This is a genomic window from Micromonospora sp. NPDC127501, assembly GCF_040302185.1.
Taxonomy (GTDB): Bacteria; Actinomycetota; Actinomycetes; order Mycobacteriales; family Micromonosporaceae; genus Micromonospora.
In genome coordinates this window covers 152,658-179,411 of the sequence record NZ_JBEORJ010000001.1, presented here as the reverse complement: position 1 = coordinate 179,411, position 26,754 = coordinate 152,658, and the positions used below count along the sequence as shown (strand labels likewise).

The following is a 26,754-nucleotide window of genomic DNA, read 5'->3' as shown; positions in this document are numbered from 1 at the left end:
CGGTCGCGGGTGGCACCTGCCCGGTCACAACCCGCGAAGCCCGACGAGTATCGCCTCGAGCAGATCCTCGGTCGGCAGCTCCGACAGCATCGGCGGTTCGTGCGTCTCGATCAGCCCGGCCGCGAGCAGGTCACCGAGCAGGACCCGGACCGTCCCCAGCGGAAGATCCAACTCGGCACCCACCTCGGCCACCGACACTGGATGGTGACACAACTCGACGATCCGCGCCTGTTCGGGGAAGAGCGGTGTGGGGGGCGTGACCCCCCTCCGGGCGACGACCAGCGAGATCAGGTCGAACTGGCCGCGTGCGGGCGCGGTGCGCCCCCCGGTCATCGTGTAGGGCCGGGCGACCGGGCCCGCGTCGTCGTCGTACCACGCCTCGTCAGTGGTGCCGCTGGTGTGCACCAGTGTCCCCGATCGTCACCGAGGAGGCCGGGCCCAGCGTGATCGGCAGGTGCTGCTCGGCCTGCCCCACGAAGAGCGCCACCTCGTACGCCATGTCACCGACCTCGACGTCGTCACCGGCGATCCGCACGGTGAGGATGGTCCCGTTCGGGATGGTGGCGATGAACAGGAACGCTCGCGACATCTGCACCACGACCTGACGCAGCCGACCCGCGTCACAGGTCCGGGTGGCGGCCAGCCCCAACGCGATCAGTCCGGCGACCACGCCGGAGATCTGCTCGGCCAGCTTCGCCCCCACCCGCCGCGAGCCGCCGAGCGGCAGCCCGTCCGGTGAGAGCACCACGGCGAACTCCGCACCGTGCACCCGATCGACCAGGTTGTTCAGGGCGTCGGTCAGGCCGTCCTCGGTGACCACTGCAGGCGTCATTGTTGTCTCCTTGCTGTTCTGGCGACTGGCAACTCAACCGTGTCGAGGCTGGTCCTGCCGTGTTGCGGGCCGGTCGGTCCGGGGTGGCGGACCCGTGTCGGCAGCGTGCCGTTGCCGTTGGGGTCGGTCAGGTCGGTGCCGGTGCGGGCCGGTGGGTACGGGCTGTCGGGTGGTGCGTCTGTCGGTGCGCGCCCGGTGTCGGCGACCGTGATCAGCCGGGAGGGCAGAAGCACGATGGCGGCCGTCCCGCCGCGCCGGCTGGGGCGTAGCGAGACGTGGGCGCCGCAGCGGCCGGCCAGTACGGCGGCGGCGTACCAGCCGGCGAGGCCCGCGGGCGGGCCGTCCAATGGGGGATTGCCGAGCAGGTGGTTCGCCTCGGCCAGCGCGGCGGCGTCCAGGCCGGGCCCGTCGTCGACGACGAGGACGGCACACCCCTGCGGTCGCTGTTCGCCGCTGACCCGGACGGTGGTCTCCGCCCCGGAGAAGGCCAGGGCGTTCTCGATCAACTCCGCCAGCAGGTGGATGACGTCCGTGACGGCCGGCCCCGCGAGTGACCACGGCCAGTGCGGCGCGATCAGGACCCGGTGGTAGTCCGGCACCTCGGCGACCGCGCCGCGCGCCACGTCGAGCAGTGGCACCGGGCGTCGCCAGCGGCGGGCAGGTGTCGCGCCGGCCAGCGTGATCAGTTTCTCCACGTTGCGGCGGACCCGGGTGGTGAGGTGGTCGAGTTGGAACAGCTCGCCGGTCTCCTCGGTGGGCCGTTCCCGACGTTGCATCCCGTCCAGCAGGCTGAGCTGGTCGCGCAGCAGGACCTGGTTGCGTCGGGTCAGCCCCAGGAACAACTCCCGCTCGGCGTCACCCCCCGGCGTCGCCGGTTCCTGGACTGGGGCCGGCGTCTCTGGCTCCGGAGCCGGAGGGTCGGCGCCGGTCCTGGTCAGCTCGTCGGTCAGGCGTCGGACGGTGCCCGCCCAGCTCAGCAGGAGCACGATCACGACGATGAGGCCGAGACCCACGACGGCCCCGGTACGGGCGATGAGCACGGCGGCACCGGGGGTGGCCCGCTCGACGCTGCTGCGGGCGGTGTCCGTCACCAGTGTCTGCAGCGCGCCGAGGGCGGCGTCCGCCGCGGCCCGCCAGCCCTGGATGGTGAGACCGGCCAGGGCGTCGGCGGTGCCGGGCTGGAGCAGCAGCCGGTCCTCCAGGGCGAGCAGAGCCGCGAACTCGGGGCCGGCCGCGAGGCGCTGATGCTCGGCCTGGCCGTCGGCCGGAAGCCCGGCCGCGGCCTCGGCGCGCGCGTACCGCTGGATGCTGACCAGTGCGGTCAGCCGACGCCGCTCGTCGGCGCCGAGCCGTGCGCCGGTCAGGGCCGCGCTGACCACTGTGTCCTCCCGGGCGAGCAACTCCCGGGCGCGGGCCAGCGCGATCACCGCGCGGGTGTCGGCGGCCAACCCGCTCTCGTACGCGCCCCACTCCGGGCCGTACACCCGGAAGGCGACGTCGATGACCTCGTCGTACCCGTCGACTGCCGCGCCCTGGTCGAGCCCCCCGGCGTCCACCTGGGATCGGGTCGTGCCCAGGCCGTCGAGCCGTCGGACCAGCTCGCCGGCCCGGTCGCGGACGGCGCCGGCGCTGAGCAACCGGAGGTCGCCGCCCTTGGTGAACTCGCGGATCTCGGCGGCGGCCCGGTCGGTGCCTTCGCGGGCCCCGACCAGCGCGGGGGGCGTCTGCCCCGTCCCGGCGATCGTCTCGGCGGTGATCCGGCGTTCCGTCTGCAGGCTCAGAATCAGGCGGTCGATGGGCTGGCCCAGCGTGTCCGCCAGCGCCCGGACGCGCAGCAGGTCGACGGCATCCTGGCTGGACACGTAGGCCGCGTACGACCAGAGCGTGATCAGCACGGCGGCCAGCACGGCCAGCCTGGTCCGGATCAGCCGAACGTCGTTACGGGTCATCGGGTCGCCCGCTGCGGCCACGGTTGCCCGGCCGTGTCGCTGGCCCGGTCGGCGACGAGGGTGCGCAGCAGCGCCAGCAGTTCGGTGCGGTTGGCACAGTTGAGCCGGCTGCGCATCCGCGCCACGTGGTGTTCGACGGTCTTGGCCGAGATGAAGAGCCGATCGCCGATCTCCCGATAGGTCAATCCGGCCAGCACCAGCTCGGCGACCTCGTACTCGCGGTCGCTGAGACCGTGCTGCGTCGGGCCGGCGACCCGTGCCGTGCTCGCACCGGTCGTCGGTGTCTGCCCGCTCTGCCCACCGGAGGGCCGCCCCTGCAACGCTCGGGCGCACTCCAGCAGTGTCGTCATCGCCCGCCGGTCCGCGGTGCGGATGGCGGCCTGCCCGGCGAGGCGGGCGCCGTCCCAGCACAACCCGGTGTCGTGCAGCCCTCGGGCGGCGGCCTCCACCCGGGTCGGGTCGACGACCCCCCGGAGCACCTCCACCCAGCTCTCCGCGGCGGCGGCGACAACGGCCGCGTACCGGCTGTGGCCAGCGGCGGCGAGCAACGCCGCGACGTGTTCGTCGGCGATCGCCGGTTCGCCGGTCAGGATGGCGGCGTGCAGCCCGCTCCAGTGCAGCGGCACACTCCACAGTGGTGGGTTGTCGAGGCGGTCGAGCAGCGCACGCCCCTGGTGCAGGTACGGCTCCAGGCGGGCCAGGTCACCCAGCCGCGCGCCCGCGATGGCCAGCTCACCCAACGGCAACAGGGTGAACAGGTCGACGGGGTGCCGCACCACGGCCTCCAGCGCCTGCCCCCAACCCCGTTTGAGCGCCCCGAGGTCGCTGTTGCGCCGGCCGATGCCCATCCGGATCGCTGCGGCGAAGAGCTGGTCGCGTGACTCCAGTGGCCGCCCGTCGAGCGTCACCGTGGCGAGCCGCTCGCCGGCCGCGTGGATGTCGCCACGGACCATCAGGATCCAGGCCTGCAACAGCCGGTGGCGGCGGGCCATCAGCGGGCCGCCGACACCGGCGCCCAGGGCGCGGTGCAGCACCCGCTCGGCGATCTCCAGCTCACCGCAGTGCACCGCCGTCAGCGCGGCGAGGGCCGCCGGGCTGTCCGGCAGCAGCGCCGCCCGGCCGTCCGGCTCCAGCAGCGCGGCGGCCTGCACGAGCGCGGAGAGCGCGGCGGTCGGCGGGCCGGTCACGCTCTCCCGTACACCGTTGGCCATCAGTCGGGCGGCACTGGCGTGCAGGGTCGGGGGCTCGCCCGCCGGGTCACCCGCCGGTGACTCGGTGCTGGCGGCCGGGTCACCGGTGGCCAGCCCGCCGACGATGGCGAACGCCGCCGCCGAGGCGGTGCCCGACCACCGGAACAGCTCGACGCTGCGACCGACGTGACCACGGTGGGCCAGGGCGGTGGCGGCGACCACGGCCGCCTCGGAACGTTCCGGGGGAGCGGCCGTGGCCAGCAGTCGGTCCGCCAGCCGAAGCGCGTCGTCGAGGTCACCGGCGAGCGCGGCGGCGAGCGCCTGCCGCGCGTTGGGTGGCCGCCCGGCCGCCGTGGCCGCCGCGAACAGCTCGGCGGCGAACGCCGGCTCGTCGGCCAGAGCCTCGTCCGCCGCGGCGGCCAGGGTCGCGGCCGGGCAGTCGCCGAGCGCGCCGACCGCGAGCAGGGAGCGGACCAGCGGCAGCACCGCGCCACCCCGGGCGAGCTGCAACTCGGTGAGCCGCCGCCAGACCGCTGTCCGTTCGGTGGTGGGGCTGAGTGTCGCGACGGCCCGCCGGACGATCGGCGCGAGCCGGCCGTCCGCGCCGAGCAGCCCGGCCGCCCTGGTCGTGGCGATCAGTTCGTCCACTCCGGCCGGGTCCCGACCCAGCAGCGCGCCGAGCATGCTCACCGGCAACGCCCCGCCGGCCGCGACAGCGAGCAGCAGTCGTCGTACCGCGGCGGGCTGGACGTCCAGGTCCGGCCCGAATTCGAGGATGACGGACCGGGGTGGGTCCACCGTGCCGGGCCGGGTCTCCGCGCCGACCAGACCGCGGGCCAGCCGTTCCACGTCCCGGGGTACGCCGGCGGTCTGCGTGTGGACGAAGTCGACCAGGTCGGCGGGGCGGCCCAGCTCGGGTGTGGCCGCGAGGTATGCGGCGGTCTGCTCCCGGGTGAACGGCGTGAGCAGCACGGCCTGCCCGTCGCGTCGCAGGGCGTCGACCAGCTCACTGAACGCCGCTGAGCGAGGCCATGGGCGGTGGGCCACCACCAACCGGTGTCGCCGGCCGGCGACCAGACGCAGCAGCGCTTCGGTCCGCGCGTCGTCGAGCAGGTGTGCGTCGTCGACCAGCACCACCGTGTCGGGGTCGACCGGCTCATCCGGCTCGGGGGCGGCCGTGCGGACGGCGATGCCGGCGCGCTGGTGAATGCGCTCCAGCGCGGCGAGGAGCGCTGTCTTTCCGTGACCGGCCGGGCCGGCGACGCCGACGGCGAGCGGGCCGGTCGGGTCCTGCGCGACCGTGTCCAGTAGCGCCTGCAACCCCTTGTCCAGGGTCAACCCTGGTGCGGCGAGGTCATTCATGATCATCGGGGTCATCCTTCGCGTCCACGACCGCGGGCCAGCGCCAGGCGGGACGGCTTCGGCAGTTCCAGTGGGAGGACCCGGACCGGGGGCCGCGGTGGCGGATCGCCCGGAACGGTGTGATGGGCTCGGCGTGGTGCCGGGAGGGTGGCCCGCCCGGCACCGCTGACCGGGGCCGGAACACGGGCCGGCGGCGGCTGGCGAGGGCGTGGTGACACCACCTGACAGGCGGCCATCGCCGCCCCGGTGGCGGCGGTCAACTGTGCGTCCGGCTCCACCTCGACGGGCACCGGGAGGGCCGCGCCGATCAGCTCGGTCACGAGCGGGACCCGGGTGGAGCCACCGGCCAGCAGGACGCCGTCGAGCTGCGCCGGAGTCAGGTCGGCACTGCGCACGGCCCGGAGCAGGAGGTCGACGGTGGCCTGCACCGTCGGGCGGATCATGGCCTCGAACTGTGCCCGGGTCACCGGCACCCGCGCCGGGCCGCTCGGCAGGGTCAGCACCACGTCGGCCGTGAGGTCGACGGTCAGCACCCGCTTGACCCGGTCACACTCCGCGCGCAGCCCGCGCAGCGCGGCCTGGGCCCCGCGACGCCCGGTCGCGGCCAACTCCCGGGCCAGCACGGTACGAGCGTGCTCGGCGAGCGCCTCGTCGAAGTCGGCGCCGCCGATCGAGTCGAGGCCCTGCGGGGTGCCGAACGTCTCGTACGTACCTCGCGGGGTCCGGCGCACCAGAGCCGCCTCGAAACTGTTGCCCCCCAGGGCGTAGACCACGGCCGTGCTGCCCCCGAACCCGCGAGCGGCGTGGCTCTCGGCGACGGTGACCGTGCGGGGCAGCAACGTCACGTGCCGTAGGCCGAGGTCCGACAGGGCGCGGTGCAGCACCTCCCGCCGGTAGGGGCGCCACCCCGCCGGGTGGCTGAGCACGATCGCCTCGGCCGCCCCACCCTCGATGGCGTGGACCCGCTCCACCACCCACGCCGCCAGCTCGGCGGTCAGCGTCTGCGGCGCGCACGGCTCGCCCCCGAGCAGCACCGGCACGTCGTCGCCGATCCGGTGGACGAAGTCCCGGGTGGTGCGGCTGCCGTCGTCGGTCACCGGCTCGCCGACGCGCAGCGAACCGTCCTCGGCCAGGCACAACACCGACGGCATGAGAGGTGAGCCGGCGCTCAGCGGGACGGCCTCGGGACGGGTCCAGGTCGCGCCGCGTCGCCGTGCGACGGCGGCGGCCGTGTTGCTGCTTCCGATGTCTATCCCCAGGACGTACGGCATCGTCTCTGTCTCTCCCCGTGAGTCGGCCGGTCGGTGGCGATGGCGTCGGCTGCCCGACGACCCACCCCCGGCGAACCCCGCGGGCTCCTACGTTCGTACCAGAGATCAGTCCCTGGTCGGGACCCTAATCTCGTCGGGACGGTTTCCCCCTGTCCCCCTAACGTACGAGGTGGCGGAGCCCCTAGTTCAACCGCCCCGGATGCGGGTTCAACCCCGATGCCCGGGGGCGGGCCCCGGCAATAGCGTCGTCACCGTCGACGTACGACACCCGCCAATGCCATATCCGAGGAGAACCGGCACATGGACTCGCAGCAGACGCTCCACGACTTCGTGCTCGACCTACTGACGAACCCGGACGCGCGGTCGGCCTTCGACCTCGACCCCGAGGGCGCGTTGCGGGGCGCCGGGCTCACCGACATCACCGCCGCCGACGTGCAGGACGTCGTGCCGCTGGTCGTCGACTACGCGCCGGGGGCGGGCCTCGCGCCGTTGGCCTCGCCGGTCGAGCAGCTCGGGCTGGACCCGCTGCTCACCGACACCACGGATGTGGTGGGTCAGTTGCAGAGCGTGGCGCAGCAGATCAGCATCACCAGCTCGCCCAGTGGCGTGGACGTCAAGGCCGGCGTGCTCGGCGCCATCGCGGTCGACCCGTCGACCGCCGCCGCCGGGGTCACCGTGCTGCCGGGCATCGGTCTGGGTGTCGGTCCGTCGGGCCTCGACACCGACCTGGCCGGTGTCGCCGACGTGGCGCACACCCTCGACGCCGACGTGGTGCAGCCGGTGGACGCGATCGCGGACCCCGTGATCGGTGACGTGACCGGCACCGTCGGCGACCCGAGCGGTCTGCTCGGCGTCACCGACTCGAACCTGATCGGCGGCGACCTGACCGGTGGTGTCCTCTCCGGCACCCACGGTCAGCTCGGCGGGGTCGTCAGCTCGCTGGGTGTCGACGACACCCTCAACGGGCTGGGCCTCGGGCACGGCGACGGTGTCGTCGGCGGGGTCCCGCCGCTCGACGTGCCGTCGACGGTGGGCGGCGTGACGCACCAGGTGGACAGCCTCCTCCCCGGTGTCACCGACACGGTCGGTGACGTGACCGGTGGGGTCACCGATGGTGTGCTCGGCGACTCACACGCCTCGTCTGATCACGGGCTGCTGGGTATCACCGGCGGTCTGCTCTGATCCGGATCTCCGGTCGGAGCGGAGGGTCGGATCGTCTCGGGCGATCCGGCCCTTCCCGGTTCCACATCCGGTCCCTCTTGATAATTGAGCCGAAATCCGCACACTTGGTGCGGTGATGGCCGGGATCTGGTTGGACGTGCTGGACGAGATCGCCCGCACGTGCACTGCACACGGTCGCGGTGACCTACTTCAGACGGTGCGGCAGAAGCGTGCGCAACTGCTGGACCCGACGCTGCGTGTCCTGGTCATCGGTGAGCCGAACCAGGGTAAGAGTCAGCTGATCAACGCGATCATCAACGCTCCGGCCTGCCCGGTCGGCGACGGTCGGACGACCGTCCTGCCGACCGTCGTGCGGCACGCCGAGGCCCCCACCGCGGCGGTGGCGCAGGCGCCGCCACCAGCGCCGGGGCATCCCACCGGCACCGCCGACGCGGTGGCCGTCGAGCGGACCCCGGTGGCGCTCAACCAGGTCGCGGCGGGGGTGGCCGGCCTGGTCGGACGTCGGCCGGGCGGCGGCCCGGCGTACGTCGAGATCGGACTGCCCCGCGCCCTGCTCGGTGCCGGGCTGGTGCTGGTGGACACTCCCGGCACCGACGAGGTCACCGGCATCGGCGCCGCCGCTCCGGTCGCGGCGCCGGCCCGCGCGGACACCGTGCTGCTGGTCTCCGACTCCACTCGGGAGTTGTCGGTCGCCGAGCTGAACATGCTGCTGCACATCACGCGTTCGCATCCGAACGTGGTGGTGGTGCAGAGCAAGACCGATCTGGTGGCGGACTGGCGTACGGTCGCCGAGCGCAACCGGCAGCACCTGGCCGAGGCGGGCGTTCCGGCGACGCTGATCCCGGTCTCGGCGGCGCTGCGACTGCGCGCGGCCGCGGCCGACGACCGCGGGCTCAACGCCGAGTCGGGTTTCCCCGCGCTGATCGCCCGCCTGCAACGCGACCTGGCCGGCAAGGCCGACCACCTGGCCCGGGCGGCGGTGCAGACGGTGGCCCGGACGGTGGTGGAGCAGTTGGCGGCGCCGCTGCGCGCCGAGTTGGCGACCCAGGAGGCCGAGGAGCAGTCCGGGCCGATCTCCCGGCTGCACGCGGCGCAGCGCGAGGTCGACGAGCTGCGCCGGTGCTCCACCCGGTGGCAGAACACGTTGACCGACGAGATCACCGACCTGCTCGCCGACCTCGAGTACGACCTGCGTGACCGGACCCGACAGATCCTGCGCGCGGTGGACGAGGCGTTCGACACCGCCGACCCGTTGGTCGCCTGGGACACCTTCCAGGACTGGCTGGAGCGCAGCCTGGTGGAGGCGGCGGAGGCGAACCACGAGTGGCTGATCCAGCGCTGTGACTGGATCGCCCGGCGGGTGGCCGCCAACTTCGACCGGTACGGCTACGACGTGCTGCCGCCCTGGTCGATGACGATGCCGGACGACATCGGCGAGCGACTGCCCGAGCTGCAACGGCCGACGATCGACCGGTTCACCACCGGCCAGAAGTTGTTCACCGGCATGAAGGGCTCGTACGGCGGCATGCTGATGTTCGGTCTGGCGACCACCCTGGCCGGCATGCCGATGATCAATCCGGTCTCGGTCGGCATCGGGGCGCTCTTCGGTGGAAAGAGCATCCGTGACGAGAGCAAGCAGTTGCTCCGACGTCGGCAGGCGACGGTCAAGACGGCCATCCAGCGGCATGTCGACGACTTCTTCGTCCGGATCATCCGAGACTGTCGCGACGCCGCCCGGCAGGTGCAGCGGATGCTGCGGGACCACTTCACGGGGCTGACCGAGGAGCTCCAGGAAGCCATCGTGCAGTCGTTCCGCAGCGCGAAGCAGGAGGCCGACACCGACGCCTCCCTGCGCGAGCAGCGGCAGCGCGAGATCCGGTTGAAGATGACCCGGTTGGCGGCGGTGTACGAGCAGGCTCAGCAGTTGACCGGTGCCCGTTCCGCCCCGCTGCTGCTGGAGCCGCAGGCATGACGGTGGGAGTGCGCCTGGACGAGGCGGCGTGGGGGTTGCTGCACCAGGCCATCGAGCTGTACCAGGACAATCCCCGGGCCGTCGCTGAGCTTCGGCAACAGGTGGCCAGGTTGGAACAGCCGCTGCGGATCGCCATCGTCGGCCCGTGGCGGTCGGGCAAGTCGACGGTGCTCAACGCGTTGATGGGCGAGGAGGTCGCGCCGGTCGAGCGGGCGGACGGGGCCTTCACCTGGTACGAGGACGGGGCCGCGCCGCGTGCCATTGCCTACCCGGTCGGGCAGCCACCGCAGGAGTTGGCAGTGGTGAAGTCGGCGACCGGGCTGCGGGTGGATCTGGGCTGGGGTGCGGGGGAGGTGCGGGACATCGTGGTGCGGTGGCCGACGCGGGCGCTGCGGCAGATCACGCTGATCGACACCCCGGCGGTCACCGGCGGCGCCGAGCAGGGCCGGGCGCCGGTGTTGGAGCGGGTGCTGCGCGACTCGGACGCGGTGTTGTACCTGACCCGCGACGGTCGCGACAGTGACCTGCGGGTGCTGGAGTCCGCACGGGACAGTGCCGTCGGACAGTCCGCCCCGGTCAACGTGATCATGGTGTTGTCCCGCGCCGACGAGACCGGCGGCGGCCGGATCGACGGTCTGCTCACGGCCCGCCAGCTCGCTCGCCGGCACTACCGCGACCCCAGGGTGAACGCGCTCAGCGTCAACGTCGTGGCGTGCAGCGGCATGATCGGCCTGGCCGGCCGGATGCTCGGTGAATCGGACTTCGCCGCGCTCGCGACCCTGGCGCAGGTGCCCCGGGTCGAGCTGGACGCGCACCTCATCTCCGCCGACCGCTTCCTCCGCGGTGAGCTGCCGGTACGGCTGGACACCGAGGTGCGCGCCGCGCTGCTGGGCCGGTTCGGGGTCTTCGGCGTCCGGCTGGCGGCCACGCTGGTGCGCAGCGGGTTCGACAGCCGGGTGAAGCTCTCCGCGGAGTTGATTCGGCGCAGCGGTCTCACCGAACTGCGCGAGTCGGTGACGCGTTGTTTCATCGATCGCCGCGACGCCCTGAAGGCGCGGTCCGCGCTGGCCGCGGTGGAGGCGCTGCTGCGGGCCGAGCCCACCCGGGGGTCCACCGAGCTGGTCGGCGCGGTGGAGCAGATCCTCGCCGGTGCGCACGAGTTCCGGGAGCTGCGCCTGCTGGTGGCGCTGCGGAACACCCGGCTGGGGTTCGACGCGGAGTTGGCCGCCGAGGCGCAACGGCTGGTCGGCGGGGACGGGGTGGGCCTCGCGGCTCGGCTCGGTGTCGAGCATGAGGCCGACGTGCGGCAGCTCTGGGAGGTCGCCGCCGAGGCGCAGTGGCGGTGGCGGGACCGGGCGGAGGATCCTCTGCTCCCGTTGGCGCAGCGGCGCGGCGCTCAGGTCGTGGTCCGCAGTTGCGAAGGGATGATCGCCGAGCTGGCCGCGGGCGGGCGCTGAGCGCACCGTGAGGGACGGCCGTGGTGGCCGTCCCTCATCCGCGTCGCGCCGGGATCAGCGCGGCTCGTACGTCTGACAGTCCGCGATGTCCTGACCCGGACCCACCCGGATGGACGGCGCGTGGCACTCCAGCTCGGCGTTGTGCTGGCAGTCGTCCCGCTTGCAGGCACCGACCTGGGCGATGACGCGGTCCAGCCCGCCCTTCGCTGCGGTGTCGATGAACGTGGCGCAACTGGCGTTCTGTTGCCCGATGGTGATGGCGAACGCGTGGCAGCCGTCATGGTTGTAGCCGCAGTCGGTGACCGTGCACTCGTGTACCCGCGGCATCTCCAGCATGTCGGTCATGGCGATCTCGCTTCCGTCGGTGCTGCCGGGCCACCGTCATACCCGACCTCGACGGGACAACTCCCTATCAGCGCCCCCTTTTTGGGGCATTTTGCGTAGGCCAGCCTTGCCTAACCGCCGACGAGGGCGGCGATCGTCAGCGGGCGTGTCGGGCGCGGCAGCCGCGGGCGTGCCGAAGTAGCTCCTCGATCTGCGCGCCGAGTTCGTCCGGATGCCGCAGAGGCGCCCGGAAGCTCAGCCGGACGTCCCGGTCGCCCCTGCTCAGCTCCAACCGGAGCACGACACCATGGCGGTCCAGGCGTACCGGCCGGACCTGGCGAACACCCTGAAGGTGGCGGGCGGGTATCAGCCGGCTCAACCCCTCGACGGTGTGCGGGTGGTGGTGGTCGAGGTGGCACAACAGATCGGCCTCGACGGCGGCCAGCGGGTCGGGTAGGGCGGCCGCGAATTCGTCCGGGTCGACGCACGTGGTGTGACCGTCGACGGTCAGCTCGGCGGCGGCGAGGTCGAGGACGGTCACCAGCTCCTGATCGATCCCGGTCGTGACGGCCTCGCTCACCAGCCAGCCGGTGAGCGTGGCGCGCCCACGCACCCGGTCGCGTACCGGAGTGGGCGCCAGGTCGGTCACCTCGACCATCGCGACGGTCTCCCGTTGGTGCGTGAGGTGGTCGGCCAGGTGGCAGCCGGCCGGTAGGTCGACCCGCAGCCGACCGCCGCTCGTCACGACGTGCCGTCCGACGACGTACGCCTCAACGCCCGGGATGTGCACGGTGAGGGAGTCGGCGGCGACGAGCATCGATCGGATTCGGACACCCGCGTCATCTGTGGAGTCCGCCGTGCTGGTCGAGGGCTTGCTCAAGGCGATCATCTCCTAATAAGGTTAGGCTACCCTAACTTAAGAGGTGAAGGATGAATCAGACCCGCCCCAAGGTCAAGCGCTCCCGTGCCCTCGGCATCGCGTTGACCCCGAAGTGCGTGCGCTACTTCGAACGCCGCCCGTTCCCGCCGGGGCAGCACGGCCGGGCCCGACGCACCACCAGCGACTACAAGGTCCGGCTGCTGGAGAAGCAGCGGCTCAAGGCCCAGTACGACCTGCACGAGGGGCAACTTCGGCGCGCGTTCGACCGGGCCGTGCGTCGACCCGGCAAGACCGGTGAGGAGCTGATCGTCGAGTTGGAGAGCCGGCTGGACGCGCTGGTGCTACGAGCCGGTTTCGCCCGCACCATCTACCAGGCCCGACAGGTCGTCACCCATCAGCACGTCACGGTGAACGGCCGTCGCCTCGACCGGCCGTCCGCGCGGCTGCAACCCGGTGACGTCATCGAGGTGGCGGAGCGCAGCCGGGGCAAGGCGCCGTTCGTCGTCGCGGCGGCCGGGGCGCACGCCCCGGAACGTCTCGCCCCCTACCTCGAGGTCAACCTGCCCGGCCTGACCGCTCGGCTGACCCGCCTCCCGCTCCGCTCGGAGGTCCCGGTGGTCTGCGACGAGCAACTCGTCGTCGAGTACTACTCACGCTGACCGACGGTCGGAAGGGCCCCGAGTGCAGGCACCTGCACCGGGGCCCTCCGCGTGTGGATCGTGGCCCGAAAACCGTTATTCGATCTCACTCCACACGGTCGCCCCTGACCTGCGGAGATAACGCTCTCACGGATGGCGGGGAAGTGCTTGACGCGCCCGTGATCCGAACGCAACGATGCATTCACATGTCTCGTCCCACCACCGCCAGGCGTGATCGGCGCACGCCGTCCCTCGCACCGCGAAAGGACCCCACTGTGCGCAGATCCCTGAGATCGTGGCTCGGCCTCGCGCTGAGCGCGATCCTCGTGGCGGGCGGCATCGTCGCCGCGCCACCCACGGCCAGCGCCGCACCGTTCACCGTCCTGGTCTTCAGCAAGACCGCCGGATTCCGGCACGGATCCATCACCCCGGGCATCGCAGCGATCCAGCAACTCGGTGCCGCCAACGGCTTCACCGTCGAGGCCACCGAGGACGCCGCCCAGTTCACCGACGCCAACCTGGACCGATTCGCCGCGGTGATCTGGCTCTCCACCACCGGCGACGTGCTCAACGCCGCCCAGCAGGCCGCGTTCGAGCGCTACATCACCGGCGGCGGTGGGTACGTGGGCGTGCACTCCGCCTCCGACACCGAGTACGACTGGCCCTGGTACGGGGGACTGGTCGGGGCGTACTTCGCCTCGCACCCGGCCGAGCAGAACGTCACGGTGAAGGTCGCCGACCAGGTGCACCCGTCCACCGCGACGCTGCCGCAGCGGTGGAACCGGTTCGACGAGTTGTACAACTACCGCACCAACCCCCGCGGCAACGCGCACGTGCTGGCCACCCTGGACGAGAGCACCTACACGGGCGGAAGCATGGGCGCCGACCATCCGATCTCCTGGTGCCAGAACTACTCCGGCGGCCGAGCCTGGTACACGGGCCTGGGGCACACCGACGCGTCGTACACCGAGGCGAACTTCCGTCAGCACCTGCTCGGCGGCATCCGGACGGCCGCCGGAGCGGTCGACGCCGACTGTGGCCCCACCGTCACCAGCAGCTTCCAGCAGGTGGAGTTGGCCAAGGGCGCGGCCGAGACCGGTGAGCCGATGAGCCTCACCGTCCTGCCGGACCGGGGCGTGCTGCACACCTCCCGCAACGGCGTGATCCGGCACACCGACGCCGCCGGCAACACGAAGATCGCCGCCACCCTGCCGGTCTACACCGGCGACGAGGAGGGTTTGCAGGGCATCAAGGCCGACCCGAACTTCGCCACCAACCGCTGGGTGTACGCGTACTTCGCGCCACCACTGAGCACCCCCGGCGGCGGTGCGCCGGCCACCGGCACCCCCGCCGACTTCGCCGTCTGGGAGGGCGTCAACCGGCTGGCCCGGTTCACCGTCAACGCGGACAACACCATCAACCTGGCCAGCGAGACGTTGATCCTGAACGTGCCGACCAGCCGGGGCATGTGCTGCCACGTCGGCGGTGACATGGACTTCGACGCGGCCGGCAACCTGTACCTGTCCACCGGTGACGACACCAATCCGTTCGACTCGGCCGGCTTCACCCCGATCGACGAGCGGGCCGGGCGTAACCCGGCCTTCGACGCGCAGCGCACCTCGGCGAACAGCAACGACCTGCGCGGCAAGGTCCTCCGGATCAAGCCGAGCGCGGCCGGCGGCTACACCATCCCGGCCGGCAACATGTTCGCCCCGGGCACCGCGCGGACCCGTCCGGAGGTCTACGCGATGGGCTTCCGCAACCCGTTCCGGATGAGCGTGGACAAGGCCACCGGCATCGTCTACCTCGGTGACTACGGTCCCGACGCGGGCACCGCCGACCCGAACCGGGGGCCGGCGGGCAACGTCGAGTTCGCCCGGATCGACCGGCCCGGCTTCTACGGCTGGCCGTACTGCACCGCCCGCAACGACGCCTACAACGACTACACCTTCCCGTCCGGGCCGTCCGGGGCGAAGTTCAACTGCGCCGGTGGACCGGTTAACAACTCGCCCAACAACACCGGCATCACCCAGCTGCCGCCGGCCGTCCCGGCCTGGTTGCCGTACGGCGGCTCCGGCTCGCCGCCGGAGTTCACCGGCGGTGGCCTGTCGCCGATGGGCGGGCCGGTCTACCGGTACGACCGGAACAACACCTCGCCCGTGGCGTTCCCCGAGTACTACGACGGAACCTACTTCGCCGGCGAGTTCGGTCGCCGCTGGATCAAGAACATCAAGCTCGACGCGTCCGGACAACCGCTGAAAATCAACCCGTTCCCGTGGACCGGCACCCAGGTCATGGACATGGAGTTCGGCCCGGACGGCGCGCTCTACGTGCTCGACTACGGCACCGGCTGGTTCAACGGCGACGCCAACTCGGCGCTCTACCGCATCGAGTACGCACGCGAGGGCAGAGCACCCATCGCCAAGGTGTCCGCCACACCGACCAGTGGCACCGCGCCGCTGACCGTGGCCTTCTCCTCGGCCGGCACCCTCGACCCGGACGGTGACCCGTTCACCTACGCCTGGGACTTCGACAACAACGGCACCACCGACTCGACCGCGGCGAACCCGAGCTTCACGTACACCACCAACGGGACCCGGAGCCCAACGCTGACGGTCCGGGACACCACCGGCAAGACGGCCACCGCGAGCGTGGTCGTCACGGTCGGCAACAGCGCCCCGGTGGTCACCGTCAACACCCCGTTGAACGGGCAGACCTTCAATTTCGGAGACGCGGTGCCGTTCTCCGTCACCGTCACCGACGCCCAGGACGGCGCGATCAACTGCGCCCGCGTGAAGGTCAACTACGTCCTCGGCCACGACTCGCACGGCCACCAGCTCGGCAGCGTGCAGGGCTGCACCGGGGTCATCCAGACCTCGGCCGACGGCGAGCACGACACAGCGGCGAACATCTTCGGCATCATCGACGCCGAGTACACCGACCTGGGCGGGGGCGGCCAGCCGGCGCTGACCACGCACACCCAGGCCGTGCTGCAACCACGGGTACGCCAGGCCGAGCACTTCGGTGACTCGTCCGGCGTCCAGATCGTCTCCGGGGCCGCCGGGCACGGCGGCGCGGCGGTCGGCTACGTCGACAACAACGACTGGATCTCCTTCCGCCCCTACAACCTGACCGGCGTCCAGTCGTTCAGCGCCCGGGTCGGCGCACCGGCCGGCGGTGGTGGCACGTTGGAGTTGCGGGTCGACTCGCCCACCGGGCCGCTTGTCGGTTCGGCCACCGTCGTGCCCACCGGCGGGTACGCCAACTTCGCCACGGTCACCGGTGGGGTCACCGCCCCGACCGGCACCCGAAACCTTTTCCTGGTCTTCAAGGGCACCGGCCCGTACTTCGACATCGACGAGTTCACCCTCTCCACCAGTCCGGGCGGTCCCGGGCCTGACCCGGACCCCGAGCCGGGTGCCAACCTGGCCCGCGGCAAGCCGGCGCGCGCGTCCAGCTTCGAGGGCGCGTTCACCGCGGCCAACGCGTTCGACGGCGTGGCCGGCACCCGGTGGGGCAGCGCCTTCGGCGACCCACAGTGGATCGACGTCGACCTCGGCGCCACGCACGCCATCAACCGGGTCAAGCTGACCTGGGAGGCGGCGTACGGCAGCGGATACCAGATCCAGACCTCGCCGGACGGGGTCAACTTCACCACGATCCGTACGGTGACCGGTGGTGACGGTGGGGTGGACGACCTGACCGGGCTCAGCGGGTCCGGCCGGTACGTCCGGCTGCTCGGCACCACCCGGGGGACCGCCTGGGGCTACTCGCTGTTCGAGTTCGAGGTGTACGGCGGCACCGGCACCCCGACCGGCGGGAACCTGCTGCTGAACAAGCCCACGTTGACGTCGAGCAACGAGGGGGCCGACGTGTCCGGCGCCCAGGCGGTCGACGGCAGCCTCACCACCCGCTGGTCGAGCACGTTCTCCGACCCGCAGTGGATCCGGGTGGACCTCGGCAGCGCCACCGCTATCGGTCGGGTCAAGCTGAGCTGGGAGGCGGCGTACAGCAGCGCGTACCAGATCCAGACCTCGAATGACGGCACCACCTGGACCACGGTGAAGACGGTGACCGGGGCCGACGGCGGCGTGGACGAGCACACCGCCCTCGGAGCCAACGGCCGCTACCTGCGGATCAACGGCACCGCCCGGGGCACCGGATACGGCCATTCGCTCTGGGAGTTGGAGGCGTACGCGAGCTGAACCACCACCGATGACGTGGCCGGCACGGTTGTCCGTGCCGGCCACGCGCTTCCCCTCTTGTATATACCGACAACCTGTATATGCTCCCTGGTATGGCCGAGGCTCCACTCCGGGAACCGACGTTCCTGGTGCTCACCGCGCTGGCGGAGGCGCCCCTGCACGGGTACGCCGTCATCGAGGACGTGCTGCGCATCTCCGACGGCCGGGTACGCCTGCGCGCCGGCACCCTCTACGCCGTCCTCGATCGGCTCCGCGCCGACGGTCTCATCGAGGTCGAGCGCGAGGAGGTGGTGCAGTCGCGACTGCGCCGCTACTACCGCCTCACCGCCCTGGGTGCGCGGCGGCTCGCCGAGGAGGCGTCCCGCCTACGACACAACGCGGACGCCGCTCGGGTGCGGCTGCGCCGCAGCGGCCTCCTGACCGACGGGGGTGCGGCGTGAGCAGCGACGATCTGGAGCGCCGCTACCGACGGCTGTTGGCCGTCTATCCGTGGGAACACCGCCGGGTGTACGAGGACGAGATGCTGGCCGTGCTCCTCGCCGGTGCGCGGCCGGGCCAGCGGCGACCCGGCGCCGCGGACGTGCGGAATCTGGTCGGCGCCGGGTTGCGGGCGCGGCTGCGGGTGGGCGCACGGGGGTTCACCGAGCCGAGCTGGGCGGACGCGGCGACGGTGACCGGCCTGCTGGTCGCGGTCGTCCTGCTGGCCCTCGCCGGGAAGGCGCTGCTCGACCAGCTCGTCCTCGCGCCGAGCCTGCCGCCCGGGTTCGGGGCGAGCAGCCCGGATCTCGTCGACTGGCTGCGCGTCGCCGGCTGGGCGGGCGTCTGCGCCGCGGTGCTGGTCGGGTGGCGCTGGGTCGCCGCCGGTCTGGCCTGGGCCGGTGTGCTCGGCTGGGGCGCGCTCGTCGCCCCGCAGACGAGTGGCAACCCGACGTACGTGGTGGACACGTTGCCGCAGTTCGCCCTCGCCGTGGTGGCCGCCGCCGCGCTCACCGTGCCGGCGCCGCGCCGCCGGGCGATCGCACTGCTGGGCGCACGCCGACTGCTGGCGCTACTGCTCGCGCCGGCCGCGATGGTCGCGCTGTTGGTGACGAACCGGGTCACGAGTCCCGCCTTCGACTTCGGCGGCGGAGTGTCCTACCAGGTCTTCTACGGCATCGAGGCGAGCAGTGAGCTGGTTCTCCGGCTCTACGTCGCGGGCCTGGCGCTCGCCGCGTTGGCCATGGTGGTCGCGGTGGCCACGCTCACCCCAGGGGTACGCCGGCGGATCGTGGTCATGCTCCTGCCCGTGGCGGCTCTCGCCCTGGTGATCGACAGCGCCCTCGCCGGTTGGGCGACCTCAACGATGTACATGGGACACACCATCCCCCTGGTGCCGGCGCAGTGGGCGATGCTGGCGCTCGTCCCGCCGGTGACCTTCCTGGCCGGGGCGCTACTCGTGCGCCGACGAGAGGAGACGCTGCGCATGGTCGCCCTCGGCCGCGACGCCGACCGTGAGCAGCCGACGGGTCAGTGAGGCGGACGGCTGCTCACCCGGCGCCTGGCGGCTGTCCATCGTCGGCGCGAAACACCGCTCGGCTCACGAAGTGCCGGGACTGCCGGTCGAAGCGCCCGAGCAGGTCACGGGCGGCAGGCGGGACAACGGAGGCGGACGGATCGCCGCCGGTGAAGGCCGATACCGCGGCGAAGTCAGTGAATGTCATGGCGGTGAGAAATTCGCTGCCCTCGGCGGGGTCCAGCTCCTGCGGGGAACGACGCAGAACCCGAAGCTCCCGGAGCCCGGCCACGCCCCGGGCGAGGATCGCGGGCGCGATCTCCTGTGTCAACAACCGCTCGTAGGCGTCAGCGAGAGCGGGCTCGGTCCACCCGTTCCACAGTCGAAGAATCATGACAGCATGCTGTCATTCCAGTAATGGGCTGTCAATGTGCGCTAGCATGCCGGCGATGACCGAACGGAAGCAGGACCCTGTCGACGCGTATCGGCTGCTGATGGCGGACGTGTACGAACTGGCAGGCGAGTCTCGGCGCTCAAGCGAGGAACTGGCCCGAGAGGCCGGACAAACTGCCGCCCGATGGCACGTGATGAGCGTGCTCTCCGACGGCGCCCGTACCGTCGCGAGCGCAGCGCGCAGACTCGGCCTCACGCGACAGAGCGTCCAGCGAGTGGTCGACGACCTGGCCCGTGCCGGGATGGTGGAGTTGCACGACAACCCCGATCACCGCCGCGCGCCACTGGTGACACTCACGACAGCAGGGCGGGCCACGCTCACCGGCCTCCTGGAACGCTCGGACGCCGACCGCCGGGACGCCGTCGAGCGAGCGGGTCTCAGCCTCAGCGATCTCGAGAATGCGCGCGCGACGCTCCGCAGGCTGGTGGACGCCCTGCGGAGCCCGTGAAACGCCGCGACCCCCACCTCATCCGCGCCGAGGACGTCAGTCGTCGGCGACGGCCACCGGCTCCGAGCCGATGCAGCGCACCTTCAACTCGTACTCCCGGGCCGCCCCCTGGAACGTGACCTCGACGTCGTCGTCCGGGCCCCGGTCCACGTCGCGGACCCGGTAACCCTGCGCGGGTGCCCAGGAGACGAGGCGTACGCCGCCGGCGCCGCACTCGGCGACGGCCGTGCCGCCGTCGGTGGCGAACCCCCGGCGGGCCCCGGAGCTGGCGCTCGGCGCCGGCCCCGTCGTACCCGGCCCGGCCGAGGCGGTGCCCGTGGTGCCGGTGGGCACCGGCTCCGGTGAGGCGAGCGCCCGTTCGATCTCGGCCTCGCTGCGCACCCCACCCGGCGTGCCGGTGAGGCTCTCGCCCACCAACCGGATCGCGCCCAACCCGATCACTGTCGCGATGGCGGCGGTGGCCACCCACCCGGTGGCGACGAGGATCGAACGACGGCCCATCCCCTGACTATCCCCGATCCACTGTTGCCGCCAGCACATCCGGACCCTAAGGCACGGTTAACGCCCGCCCGGGTGGCGGGCCCTGTCGTCGAGGTCCACAGAACCCGCCGGTTGATGGACGCCTGCCACCGTGGCGAGGCGGATCTTGGTCTCGTCGTCGGTGCCCGGGGCCGCGGTGAGGATCACAATCTTCAGTTCGGCGTCGCCGTCGGTCAGCACATCGCAGTCGACCCGGACAGTACCGACCGCCGGGTGTTCGACGATCTTTCGGTCTTCCCGGTGAGCGGTGACCGTCCCGGCCGCCCACAGGTCGGCGAACTGCTTGTTGCCCTCGGCGAGATCACGGACGAGCTTCGCCAGGCGTCGATCACGGGGAAACCGCCCGGTGGCCCGCCGCAGGTCGGAGACGACGGCGGCGCTCGTGGCAGCGGCGTCCAGTGAGATCACGGGCCAGCGTGACATCCCCGGCCCGTCGGAGTTCACCGGGAAGGTGTCGCGGGCGAAGTTGCGACGAACCGGCGGGGACGCCGACGGGTCGCCCAGCAGCGCCGCCCAACTCTGGTTCCACCAGATCACCTGCCAGTCCGCGGCGAAGACGGCGACGGCAGCGTCACCGAGGCGGCCCACCACCCGCTGCACGCCCGGAGGAATGTGGTCAGAAATCTGGCCGTCCGTCGGTGGGGCAAGGTTGGCCAGCCGGAAGAGATGGTCCCGCTCGGCGGACGTCAGCTGCAGGGCACGAGCGAGCGCGGAGGTCACCTGCGCCGACGGGGTGGTCGCCCGTCCCTGTTCCAGGCGCACGATGTAGTCGACCGACACCCCGGCGAGCTCGGCCAACTCCTCCCGTCGCAGCCCGGCGGCTCGTCGCCCATGGCCGGCGGGCAGCCCGGTCGAGGCCGGCGACAGGCGGTCGCGCCAGGCACGGATCGTCGCCCCCAGTCCCGCAGCCTGCGTCATCACGCCTCGATTGTTTCGCACCCCACCACGACGAGGATGGTATTGCTTGTCCTACCGTCGCGGCGTCTCTGGCACAGGCCTGGACGGCGACAAACGATGGGTGCATGACGATCACCTTCATCACCGGAGCCAACAAGGGGCTCGGTCGCGAGACCGCCCGCCGCCTCATCGAGCTGGGCCACACCGTTCTCGTCGGCGCTCGCGACCCCGAGATGGGCGCTGCTGCGGCGGACAGGCTCGGAGCCCGTTTCGTGCAGATCGATGTCACCGACGACCACTCGGTCGCCGCCGCGGCCGCCGAGGTCGAGAAGCACGAGGGCCGCATCGACGTGCTGATCAACAACGCGGGCATCCACGGCCCGTTCGGTGACCCGAGCGAACTGACCAGCCGCGACGTGCTCGCCGTCTTCGACGTCAACCTCTTCGGCGTGGTGCGGACGACAACCGCGTTCCTGCCGCTGCTGCGCCTTTCACCCGACCCAGTGATCATCAACGTGAGCAGTGCGATGGGCTCGCTGGCGGCCACCCATGACCGGTCGCGAGCCGAATCGGGTGTCATCGCCCCCGTCTACACGTCCTCCAAGGCGGCGCTCACCATGCTGACCACCCAGTACGCCAAGGCGATGACGGACATCCGGATCAACGCGGCCGACCCCGGCTATACCGCCACGGACCTCAACGGAAACAGCGGTCCGCAGACGGTCACCGAGGGGACCGACGCCATCGTCGCCCTCGCGACGGAAGGCCCGGGACACGGCTCGGGCCGCTTCGTCGACCGCCACGGCGAGATCGCGTGGTCCTAGGCGGTGAGCCGCTAGCCTGCCAGGTGTGCCGCGCCTACTGCTCATCGAGGACGACCTGACGATCCGTACCCCGCTGATCCGGGCCCTGCGTGAACGCGGCCACGCGGTGGCCGCGGCCTCGACCGCGATGGCCGGGCTCCGCGACGCGTTGGAGGACCGACCCGACCTCGTCGTGCTCGACCTGGGCCTGCCCGACCTGGACGGCCGCGAACTGCTGCGGATGCTGCGCGCGGTCAGCGCGGTGCCGGTCATCGTGGCCACCGCGCGCGACGACGAGACCGAGATCGTCCGGGTGCTCGACGCGGGCGCCGACGACTACGTGGTCAAGCCGTTCACCGCGGCCCAACTCGACGCCCGCGTCCGGGCGGTACTGCGGCGGGGCCCCTCCGGTGCCGACGGGCAGGACCCGGCGCTCGTCGTCGGCGGGCTCCGCGTCGACCCCCGGGCCCGGCAGGTCACCCTCGACGGGGCCGCTGTCGAATTGACGCCCCGGGAGTTCGACCTGCTGCACCACCTCGCCGGTCGACCTGGCCAGGTGGTCACCAAACGTGAGCTGCTCACGGAGGTGTGGCAGATCCCGTACGGCGGTGCCGACAAGACCGTCGACGTGCACCTGTCCTGGTTGCGTCGCAAGTTGGGGGAGAACGCCCAACAGCCCCGCTACCTGCACACCGTGCGGGGTGTCGGGGTGCGTCTCGAAGCCCCGGCGGCGCAGCCGTGAGGGCGCGTCTCGCGCTGCTGGTCGCCGCGGTCAGCGTCCTCACCCTCATCGCGTTCCTGGTGCCGTTGGCGCTGCTGGTCCGCACCGTGGCCGAGGACCGGGCCACGGTCCGGGCCACCGCCGACGCGCAGAGCCTGGTGCCGGTGGTCGGCACCGCCGACGCGGCGACCATCCGGCTCACCGTCGAGCAACTCGCCGCGGAGTCCGGGCGGCCGGTGAGCGTCTTCCTCCCGGACGGCACGGTGCTCGGCGCCCAGACACCGCGTACGCCAGCGGTTGCCCTCGCCGCGCGCGGACAGAGCCTCACCGGGGAGTCGGCCGCCGGCCGGGAGGTGGTCATCGCCGTGCAGGGCCGGGCGGACGGCACCGGGGTGATCCGGATCGCGGTGCCGCAGCGCGAACTGACCGCCGGGGTCACCCGTGCCTGGCTGGTGCTTGCCCTGCTCGGCGTGATCCTCGTCCTGATCGGGCTGCTGGTCGCCGACCGGCTGGCGCGCACCCTGGTCCGGCCCATCAGCGACCTCTCGGCCGTCTCACACCGGCTGGCCAACGCCGAGCTGGACGCCCGGGTCACGCCGGCCGGCCCACCCGAACTGCGCGAGGTTGCCGGCGCGCTCAACCATCTCGCCACCCGGATCCAGGTGCTCCTGGTGCAGGAGCGCGAACAGGTCGCGGACCTGTCCCACCAGCTGCGTACGCCGCTGACGGCGTTGCGGCTGGAGGCGGAGGCGTTGCGGGACCCGGACGACGCCGCCCGGATCACCGCCGCCGCCGACGGGCTCGAACGCGCCGTCACCGGGCTGATCCGCCAGGCCCGGTGGCGGCACGCACCGGCACAGCCGGCCGCCTCGGACGCGGCGGCGATCGTCGCCGACCGGGTCGCGTTCTGGTCGGTGCTGGCCGAAGACACCGGCCGGGCCGTCACCCTCGATCTGACACCCGGCCCCCTTCCCGTCGGCGTGGCCGCCGACAACCTGACGACGGCGGTGGACGCCCTGCTCGGCAACGTCTTCGCGCACACCCCCGACGGGACGCCGTTCGCCGTCCGGCTGACCCGGGAAACGGGCGAGGTGGTCCTCACGGTCGCCGACGAGGGCCCGGGCATGCCCGTCGGGGCGATCCGGCGGGGTGCCAGCGCGGCAGGGTCCACCGGCCTCGGCCTGGACATCGCCCGGCGCGCCGCGCAGGCCGCCGGCGGTCGACTGGAGGTGCGGGCCGGCCCGCAGGGCGGTGCGCAGGTGTTGCTGCGGCTCGGGCCTCCGACGTCGGCGCGGGACGCATAGGCGCTGCGGTGCCGGGGTAGCTGCCAGTCATGGCGCGGTACACGAAACCCGAGCTCAGAGAGCAGATCAAGGAAGAGATCAAGGCCTCCGACAAGGGCGGCCGACCGGGGCAGTGGTCGGCGCGCAAGTCGCAGCTGGTCACTCAGGAGTACAAGAAGCGCGGCGGCGGATTCCTGGGCGAAAAGGACGAGCGACAGAAGTCTCTCCAGCGCTGGGGCAACGAGAAATGGCAGACGAAAGAGGGCGACACCCGGGCGCGCAAGGGCGGGACGACGAGCCGCTACCTGCCCAAGAAGGCCTGGGAGGAGATGTCGGAGAGCCAGAGGCGCGCGACCGACACGAAGAAACGCGAAGCGTCCCGATCCGGCAAGCAGTACGTCGCCAACACCGGGCCGGCCAAACGCGCGCGTCGGGATGCCACCACCGCTGGACGGATGTCGGAGATGTCGGTCGCGGAGGCGGCCAAGCTTGTTCGTGGTCTCGACACGCGACAGCTCAAGACCGCGCTGCGCAACGAGCGCGCCAGCAAGGACCGCAAGACGCTCGTCCAGCGGCTGGAAGCCGAACTCAACCGGCGCGGCTGACCCAGCCGGCACGGCAGGTGGCGCAGCGGGCAGCTCAGGAAGCCTGACCCGCCGCCTCGAAGCCCGTCGAGGTGATCCGGTCGTCCTGTCGGCGGCGCAGGATCTGCACCTCGGTGGTGGCCTCGGTTCCGGTCAACGGCAGCACTCCCACCGAAGCGGGCACCACGGCGGAGATGCTCGCCGGGGCGATCGTCACCCCGAGGCCGGCCGCGACCAGATGCGCCACTGTGGCCCAACTGGTGGCCTCCTGGACGATGTTCGGTGTGTAGCCAGCTTCGAGGCACGGCCGAAGATTGCGCTGGTAGGCCCGCTCGCCGGCCACCCGGGGGAAGAAGACGAACGGGTCGTCGCGCAGCACCGCGGCGTCGATCGCGAGGTCTCCGGCGTGCGGATGATCGGCCGGCAGGACGGCGACGAAGGACTCGGTGGCGAACGTGGTGCCGACCAGGTCGTCGCGGTCGTCCGCGTCCCGAACCACGCCGAGATCGACCTCGCCGTTCAACAACCGGTCGACGATGTGCGCCGTGTACGCCTCGTGCAGGCGTAGGTGGACGGCCGGATGGCGCTCGCGGAATCGACGGATCGGCCCAGCCAGCCCGAGCTGAATCGCCGAACTGACGAAACCGATGTCGAAGCGCCCCTGCTCCCCGCGCCCGATCCGACCTGCCTCGTGCACGTCGTCGGCCACGGTGGCCAGCACCCGCCGGCACCGGTCCAGATACGCCTCGCCCGCGGGCGTCAGCGCCACCGACCGGGAGGTACGAACGAACAGCGGCGTGCCGATCATCGCCTCGAGCTGGCGGATCTGCTGTGACAGCGGCGGCTGGGCCATCCGCAGCCGCACCGCGGCCCGGCCGAAATGGAGCTCCTCGGCGACCGCGACGAAGTAGCGCAGGTGGCGCAACTCGGGTTCCATATCTCTAGGATACGGATGGCACCGAACAAGATATTGGACGTTCGAATAGCGGTGGTCGGAGAATCCCACCATGAAGCCGAGCGCGCTGACCATCACGTCCATGACGACCATTGCGGAGGCCGAGGCCTTCCGGACGCTGAACGAAGAATGGATCTCCCACTTCTTCACCATCGAGGAGTCGGACCGCAAGACGCTCAACGACCCGTTCACCGCCATCGTCGGCCCGGGTGGCGACGTTTTGATCGTCCGCGACGGCGAGGAGATCATCGGCTGTGTCGCCCTGGTCCGCAACTCGGACGACGTCTTCGAATTGTCGAAGATGACGGTGCTCCCGACGGTGCGCGGCCGGGGCATCGGGCGCCAGCTCATCGAGGCAGCGATCGCGCGCGCCCGCGAACTCGGCGCGACCACCCTGTTCCTGGGCAGCAACACCAGGCTCGCGAACGCGGTGCACCTCTACGAGACCACCGGTTTCCAGCACGTGAGTCCGGATCAGATCCCGCTGCCGCCGTATGCCCGCGCCGACGTCTTCATGAAGATGGCGCTCTGACCAGCCCAGGCCGAGGGCCCGGCCGCAGGGCCGACACCACCGCCGGCTTAACCCGGCCTTAGCGTTCGGACAGCGCGGTGCTATCCCAGTTCAGCGGATCCTCGGAGCCGACAACCAAGGAGTTGACATCCGAGGAAAGGTAGACACCACGATGAAGCGCACCAATCTGCTTCTGGCGTCGGTCGGCGGGTCGGCGGTGCTGGCGGTGGCCGGGGTCGCGCTCGGCGTCAACGCCGCGAACGACTCGCGGACCGGCGGTACGGCACTCGCCGCGGCCACCGTCGCGCCGACGGCCACCGACGCGCCGGTGGTCACCGGTTCGCCGTCGGCCGGCACCCCATCGGGTACGCCGTCGAGCGGAACGCCGTCCGGTACGCCGTCGACCGGCAGCGCGCCCGCGGGCAGCGCGGTCGACGAGAGGCGCGCCGGTGAGATCGCGCTCGCCAAGGCCGGTGGCGGCCAGATCGTCGAGGTCGAAGCCGAGCAGGAGAACGGCCGACCGGTGTGGAGCGTCGAGATCGTCGCCGGCGACACCGAGCACGAGGTGGACGTCGACCGGGACAACGGCTCGGTGGTCAAGGCCGAGCAGGAGCCGGTCGACGACGACGACGACGCCGACGACAAGGACGACGACAACGACGCCGACGACAAGGACGACGCCGACGACAAGGACGACGACGACAACGACAACGACTGACCGCCGTCGCCGCTCACCCCGGGTGCTTCCCCGGGTTGGGCGGCGACGCGTTGTGACGCGGTGGTCGGACCGTCCCTCGCGGGCGG

25 protein-coding genes are annotated in these 26,754 nt (G+C 71.9%); 14 read left to right on the top strand and 11 right to left on the bottom strand.

Annotation, left to right across the window (positions count from 1 at the left end):
* Positions 1 to 24 precede the first annotated feature (24 nt).
* From ABTW72_RS00720 to ABTW72_RS00700, 5 genes are read right to left on the bottom strand one after another with little or no spacing between them, the layout of a single operon-like run.
* Positions 25 to 405 (bottom strand): DUF742 domain-containing protein, encoded by a 381-nt coding sequence (locus tag ABTW72_RS00720; protein WP_091399588.1) that lies wholly within the window; start codon positions 403 to 405, stop codon positions 25 to 27.
* A complete protein-coding gene (locus ABTW72_RS00715; protein WP_350852348.1) occupies positions 383 to 832 on the bottom strand; it encodes a roadblock/LC7 domain-containing protein in 450 nt (149 codons plus the stop codon). Before ABTW72_RS00715 ends, ABTW72_RS00720 begins: the two co-directional genes overlap by 23 nt.
* Positions 829 to 2,781: a sensor histidine kinase gene (locus tag ABTW72_RS00710; protein WP_350852345.1), complete on the bottom strand. Its 1,953-nt coding sequence runs from the start codon at positions 2,779 to 2,781 to the stop codon at positions 829 to 831. The genes ABTW72_RS00715 and ABTW72_RS00710 overlap by 4 nt, the downstream gene beginning before the upstream one ends.
* Positions 2,778 to 5,339: a helix-turn-helix transcriptional regulator gene (locus tag ABTW72_RS00705; protein ID WP_350852342.1), complete on the bottom strand. Its 2,562-nt coding sequence runs from the start codon at positions 5,337 to 5,339 to the stop codon at positions 2,778 to 2,780. The genes ABTW72_RS00710 and ABTW72_RS00705 overlap by 4 nt, the downstream gene beginning before the upstream one ends.
* Positions 5,340 to 5,344: 5 nt before the next feature.
* Complete coding sequence (locus ABTW72_RS00700) at positions 5,345 to 6,604, bottom strand: Hsp70 family protein (protein ID WP_350852339.1); 1,260 nt, start codon at positions 6,602 to 6,604, stop codon at positions 5,345 to 5,347.
* Between the two features lie 300 nt (positions 6,605 to 6,904).
* On the opposite strand from ABTW72_RS00700, the gene ABTW72_RS00695 reads away from it, so the two are divergent.
* The 3 genes from ABTW72_RS00695 (at position 6,905) to ABTW72_RS00685 (ending at position 11,215) form a co-directional block, all read left to right on the top strand.
* Positions 6,905 to 7,786, top strand: a complete 882-nt coding sequence (locus tag ABTW72_RS00695) for an IniB N-terminal domain-containing protein (protein ID WP_350852337.1) — start codon at positions 6,905 to 6,907, stop codon at positions 7,784 to 7,786.
* Between the two features lie 115 nt (positions 7,787 to 7,901).
* Positions 7,902 to 9,758: a dynamin family protein gene (locus ABTW72_RS00690; RefSeq protein WP_350853918.1), complete on the top strand. Its 1,857-nt coding sequence runs from the start codon at positions 7,902 to 7,904 to the stop codon at positions 9,756 to 9,758.
* On the top strand, positions 9,755 to 11,215 hold the full coding sequence (locus ABTW72_RS00685) for a dynamin family protein (RefSeq protein ID WP_350852334.1): 1,461 nt from the start codon (positions 9,755 to 9,757) through the stop codon (positions 11,213 to 11,215). The genes ABTW72_RS00690 and ABTW72_RS00685 overlap by 4 nt, the downstream gene beginning before the upstream one ends.
* Positions 11,216 to 11,269: 54 nt before the next feature.
* Here the strand turns inward: ABTW72_RS00685 and ABTW72_RS00680 are convergent, their stop codons facing one another.
* Positions 11,270 to 11,560, bottom strand: coding sequence for a DUF1540 domain-containing protein (locus ABTW72_RS00680; RefSeq protein ID WP_350852331.1), 291 nt, complete (start codon positions 11,558 to 11,560; stop codon positions 11,270 to 11,272).
* 136 nt (positions 11,561 to 11,696) lie between these two features.
* On the bottom strand, positions 11,697 to 12,356 hold the full coding sequence (locus tag ABTW72_RS00675) for a DUF2470 domain-containing protein (protein ID WP_350852328.1): 660 nt from the start codon (positions 12,354 to 12,356) through the stop codon (positions 11,697 to 11,699).
* A gap of 113 nt (positions 12,357 to 12,469) precedes the next feature.
* On the opposite strand from ABTW72_RS00675, the gene rpsD reads away from it, so the two are divergent.
* The 4 genes from rpsD (at position 12,470) to ABTW72_RS00655 (ending at position 18,775) form a co-directional block, all read left to right on the top strand.
* The gene (rpsD, locus tag ABTW72_RS00670) at positions 12,470 to 13,078 is read left to right on the top strand and encodes a 30S ribosomal protein S4 (RefSeq protein ID WP_350852325.1); all 609 of its coding nucleotides are present in this window, start codon (positions 12,470 to 12,472) and stop codon (positions 13,076 to 13,078) included.
* A 254-nt stretch (positions 13,079 to 13,332) separates the two neighbouring features.
* On the top strand, positions 13,333 to 17,262 hold the full coding sequence (locus tag ABTW72_RS00665; protein WP_350852322.1) for a ThuA domain-containing protein: 3,930 nt from the start codon (positions 13,333 to 13,335) through the stop codon (positions 17,260 to 17,262).
* Positions 17,263 to 17,354: 92 nt separating this feature from the next.
* The gene (locus ABTW72_RS00660; protein WP_350852319.1) at positions 17,355 to 17,702 is read left to right on the top strand and encodes a PadR family transcriptional regulator; all 348 of its coding nucleotides are present in this window, start codon (positions 17,355 to 17,357) and stop codon (positions 17,700 to 17,702) included.
* Complete coding sequence (locus ABTW72_RS00655; protein WP_350852316.1) at positions 17,699 to 18,775, top strand: hypothetical protein; 1,077 nt, start codon at positions 17,699 to 17,701, stop codon at positions 18,773 to 18,775. Before ABTW72_RS00660 ends, ABTW72_RS00655 begins: the two co-directional genes overlap by 4 nt.
* Positions 18,776 to 18,788: 13 nt before the next feature.
* Here the strand turns inward: ABTW72_RS00655 and ABTW72_RS00650 are convergent, their stop codons facing one another.
* The gene (locus ABTW72_RS00650) at positions 18,789 to 19,148 is read right to left on the bottom strand and encodes a hypothetical protein (RefSeq protein ID WP_350852313.1); all 360 of its coding nucleotides are present in this window, start codon (positions 19,146 to 19,148) and stop codon (positions 18,789 to 18,791) included.
* A gap of 55 nt (positions 19,149 to 19,203) precedes the next feature.
* Between ABTW72_RS00650 and ABTW72_RS00645 the strand changes: the two genes are divergently transcribed.
* The gene (locus ABTW72_RS00645) at positions 19,204 to 19,656 is read left to right on the top strand and encodes a MarR family winged helix-turn-helix transcriptional regulator (RefSeq protein WP_350852310.1); all 453 of its coding nucleotides are present in this window, start codon (positions 19,204 to 19,206) and stop codon (positions 19,654 to 19,656) included.
* A gap of 36 nt (positions 19,657 to 19,692) precedes the next feature.
* Here ABTW72_RS00645 and ABTW72_RS00640 read toward each other — a convergent pair whose 3' ends face one another.
* Both ABTW72_RS00640 and ABTW72_RS00635 read right to left on the bottom strand, forming a co-directional pair.
* Complete coding sequence (locus ABTW72_RS00640; protein ID WP_350852307.1) at positions 19,693 to 20,157, bottom strand: septum formation initiator; 465 nt, start codon at positions 20,155 to 20,157, stop codon at positions 19,693 to 19,695.
* 57 nt (positions 20,158 to 20,214) lie between these two features.
* Positions 20,215 to 21,114 (bottom strand): helix-turn-helix transcriptional regulator, encoded by a 900-nt coding sequence (locus ABTW72_RS00635; RefSeq protein WP_350853915.1) that lies wholly within the window; start codon positions 21,112 to 21,114, stop codon positions 20,215 to 20,217.
* A gap of 104 nt (positions 21,115 to 21,218) precedes the next feature.
* Here ABTW72_RS00635 and ABTW72_RS00630 point away from each other — a divergent pair, with 104 nt between their 5' ends.
* Genes ABTW72_RS00630 through ABTW72_RS00615 form a run of 4 tightly spaced genes read left to right on the top strand, consistent with a single transcriptional unit; the run spans position 21,219 to position 24,505 of the window.
* The gene (locus ABTW72_RS00630; protein ID WP_350852304.1) at positions 21,219 to 21,917 is read left to right on the top strand and encodes an SDR family NAD(P)-dependent oxidoreductase; all 699 of its coding nucleotides are present in this window, start codon (positions 21,219 to 21,221) and stop codon (positions 21,915 to 21,917) included.
* Positions 21,918 to 21,942: 25 nt separating this feature from the next.
* Complete coding sequence (locus ABTW72_RS00625; RefSeq protein WP_350852301.1) at positions 21,943 to 22,638, top strand: response regulator transcription factor; 696 nt, start codon at positions 21,943 to 21,945, stop codon at positions 22,636 to 22,638.
* Complete coding sequence (locus ABTW72_RS00620; protein ID WP_350852298.1) at positions 22,635 to 23,921, top strand: sensor histidine kinase; 1,287 nt, start codon at positions 22,635 to 22,637, stop codon at positions 23,919 to 23,921. Before ABTW72_RS00625 ends, ABTW72_RS00620 begins: the two co-directional genes overlap by 4 nt.
* Positions 23,922 to 23,950: 29 nt before the next feature.
* Positions 23,951 to 24,505 carry a DUF5872 domain-containing protein gene (locus ABTW72_RS00615; protein WP_350852295.1) on the top strand — a complete coding sequence of 185 codons (555 nt, stop codon included), beginning with the start codon at positions 23,951 to 23,953 and terminating at the stop codon, positions 24,503 to 24,505.
* Positions 24,506 to 24,539: 34 nt separating this feature from the next.
* Here the strand turns inward: ABTW72_RS00615 and ABTW72_RS00610 are convergent, their stop codons facing one another.
* Positions 24,540 to 25,523: a LysR substrate-binding domain-containing protein gene (locus tag ABTW72_RS00610; protein WP_350852293.1), complete on the bottom strand. Its 984-nt coding sequence runs from the start codon at positions 25,521 to 25,523 to the stop codon at positions 24,540 to 24,542.
* Between ABTW72_RS00610 and ABTW72_RS00605 the strand changes: the two genes are divergently transcribed.
* Positions 25,522 to 25,971 (top strand): GNAT family N-acetyltransferase, encoded by a 450-nt coding sequence (locus ABTW72_RS00605; RefSeq protein ID WP_350852290.1) that lies wholly within the window; start codon positions 25,522 to 25,524, stop codon positions 25,969 to 25,971. The genes ABTW72_RS00610 and ABTW72_RS00605 overlap by 2 nt on opposite strands.
* Positions 25,972 to 26,122: 151 nt before the next feature.
* The gene (locus tag ABTW72_RS00600; RefSeq protein WP_350852287.1) at positions 26,123 to 26,668 is read left to right on the top strand and encodes a PepSY domain-containing protein; all 546 of its coding nucleotides are present in this window, start codon (positions 26,123 to 26,125) and stop codon (positions 26,666 to 26,668) included.
* The last annotated feature ends 86 nt before the right edge of the window (positions 26,669 to 26,754 follow it).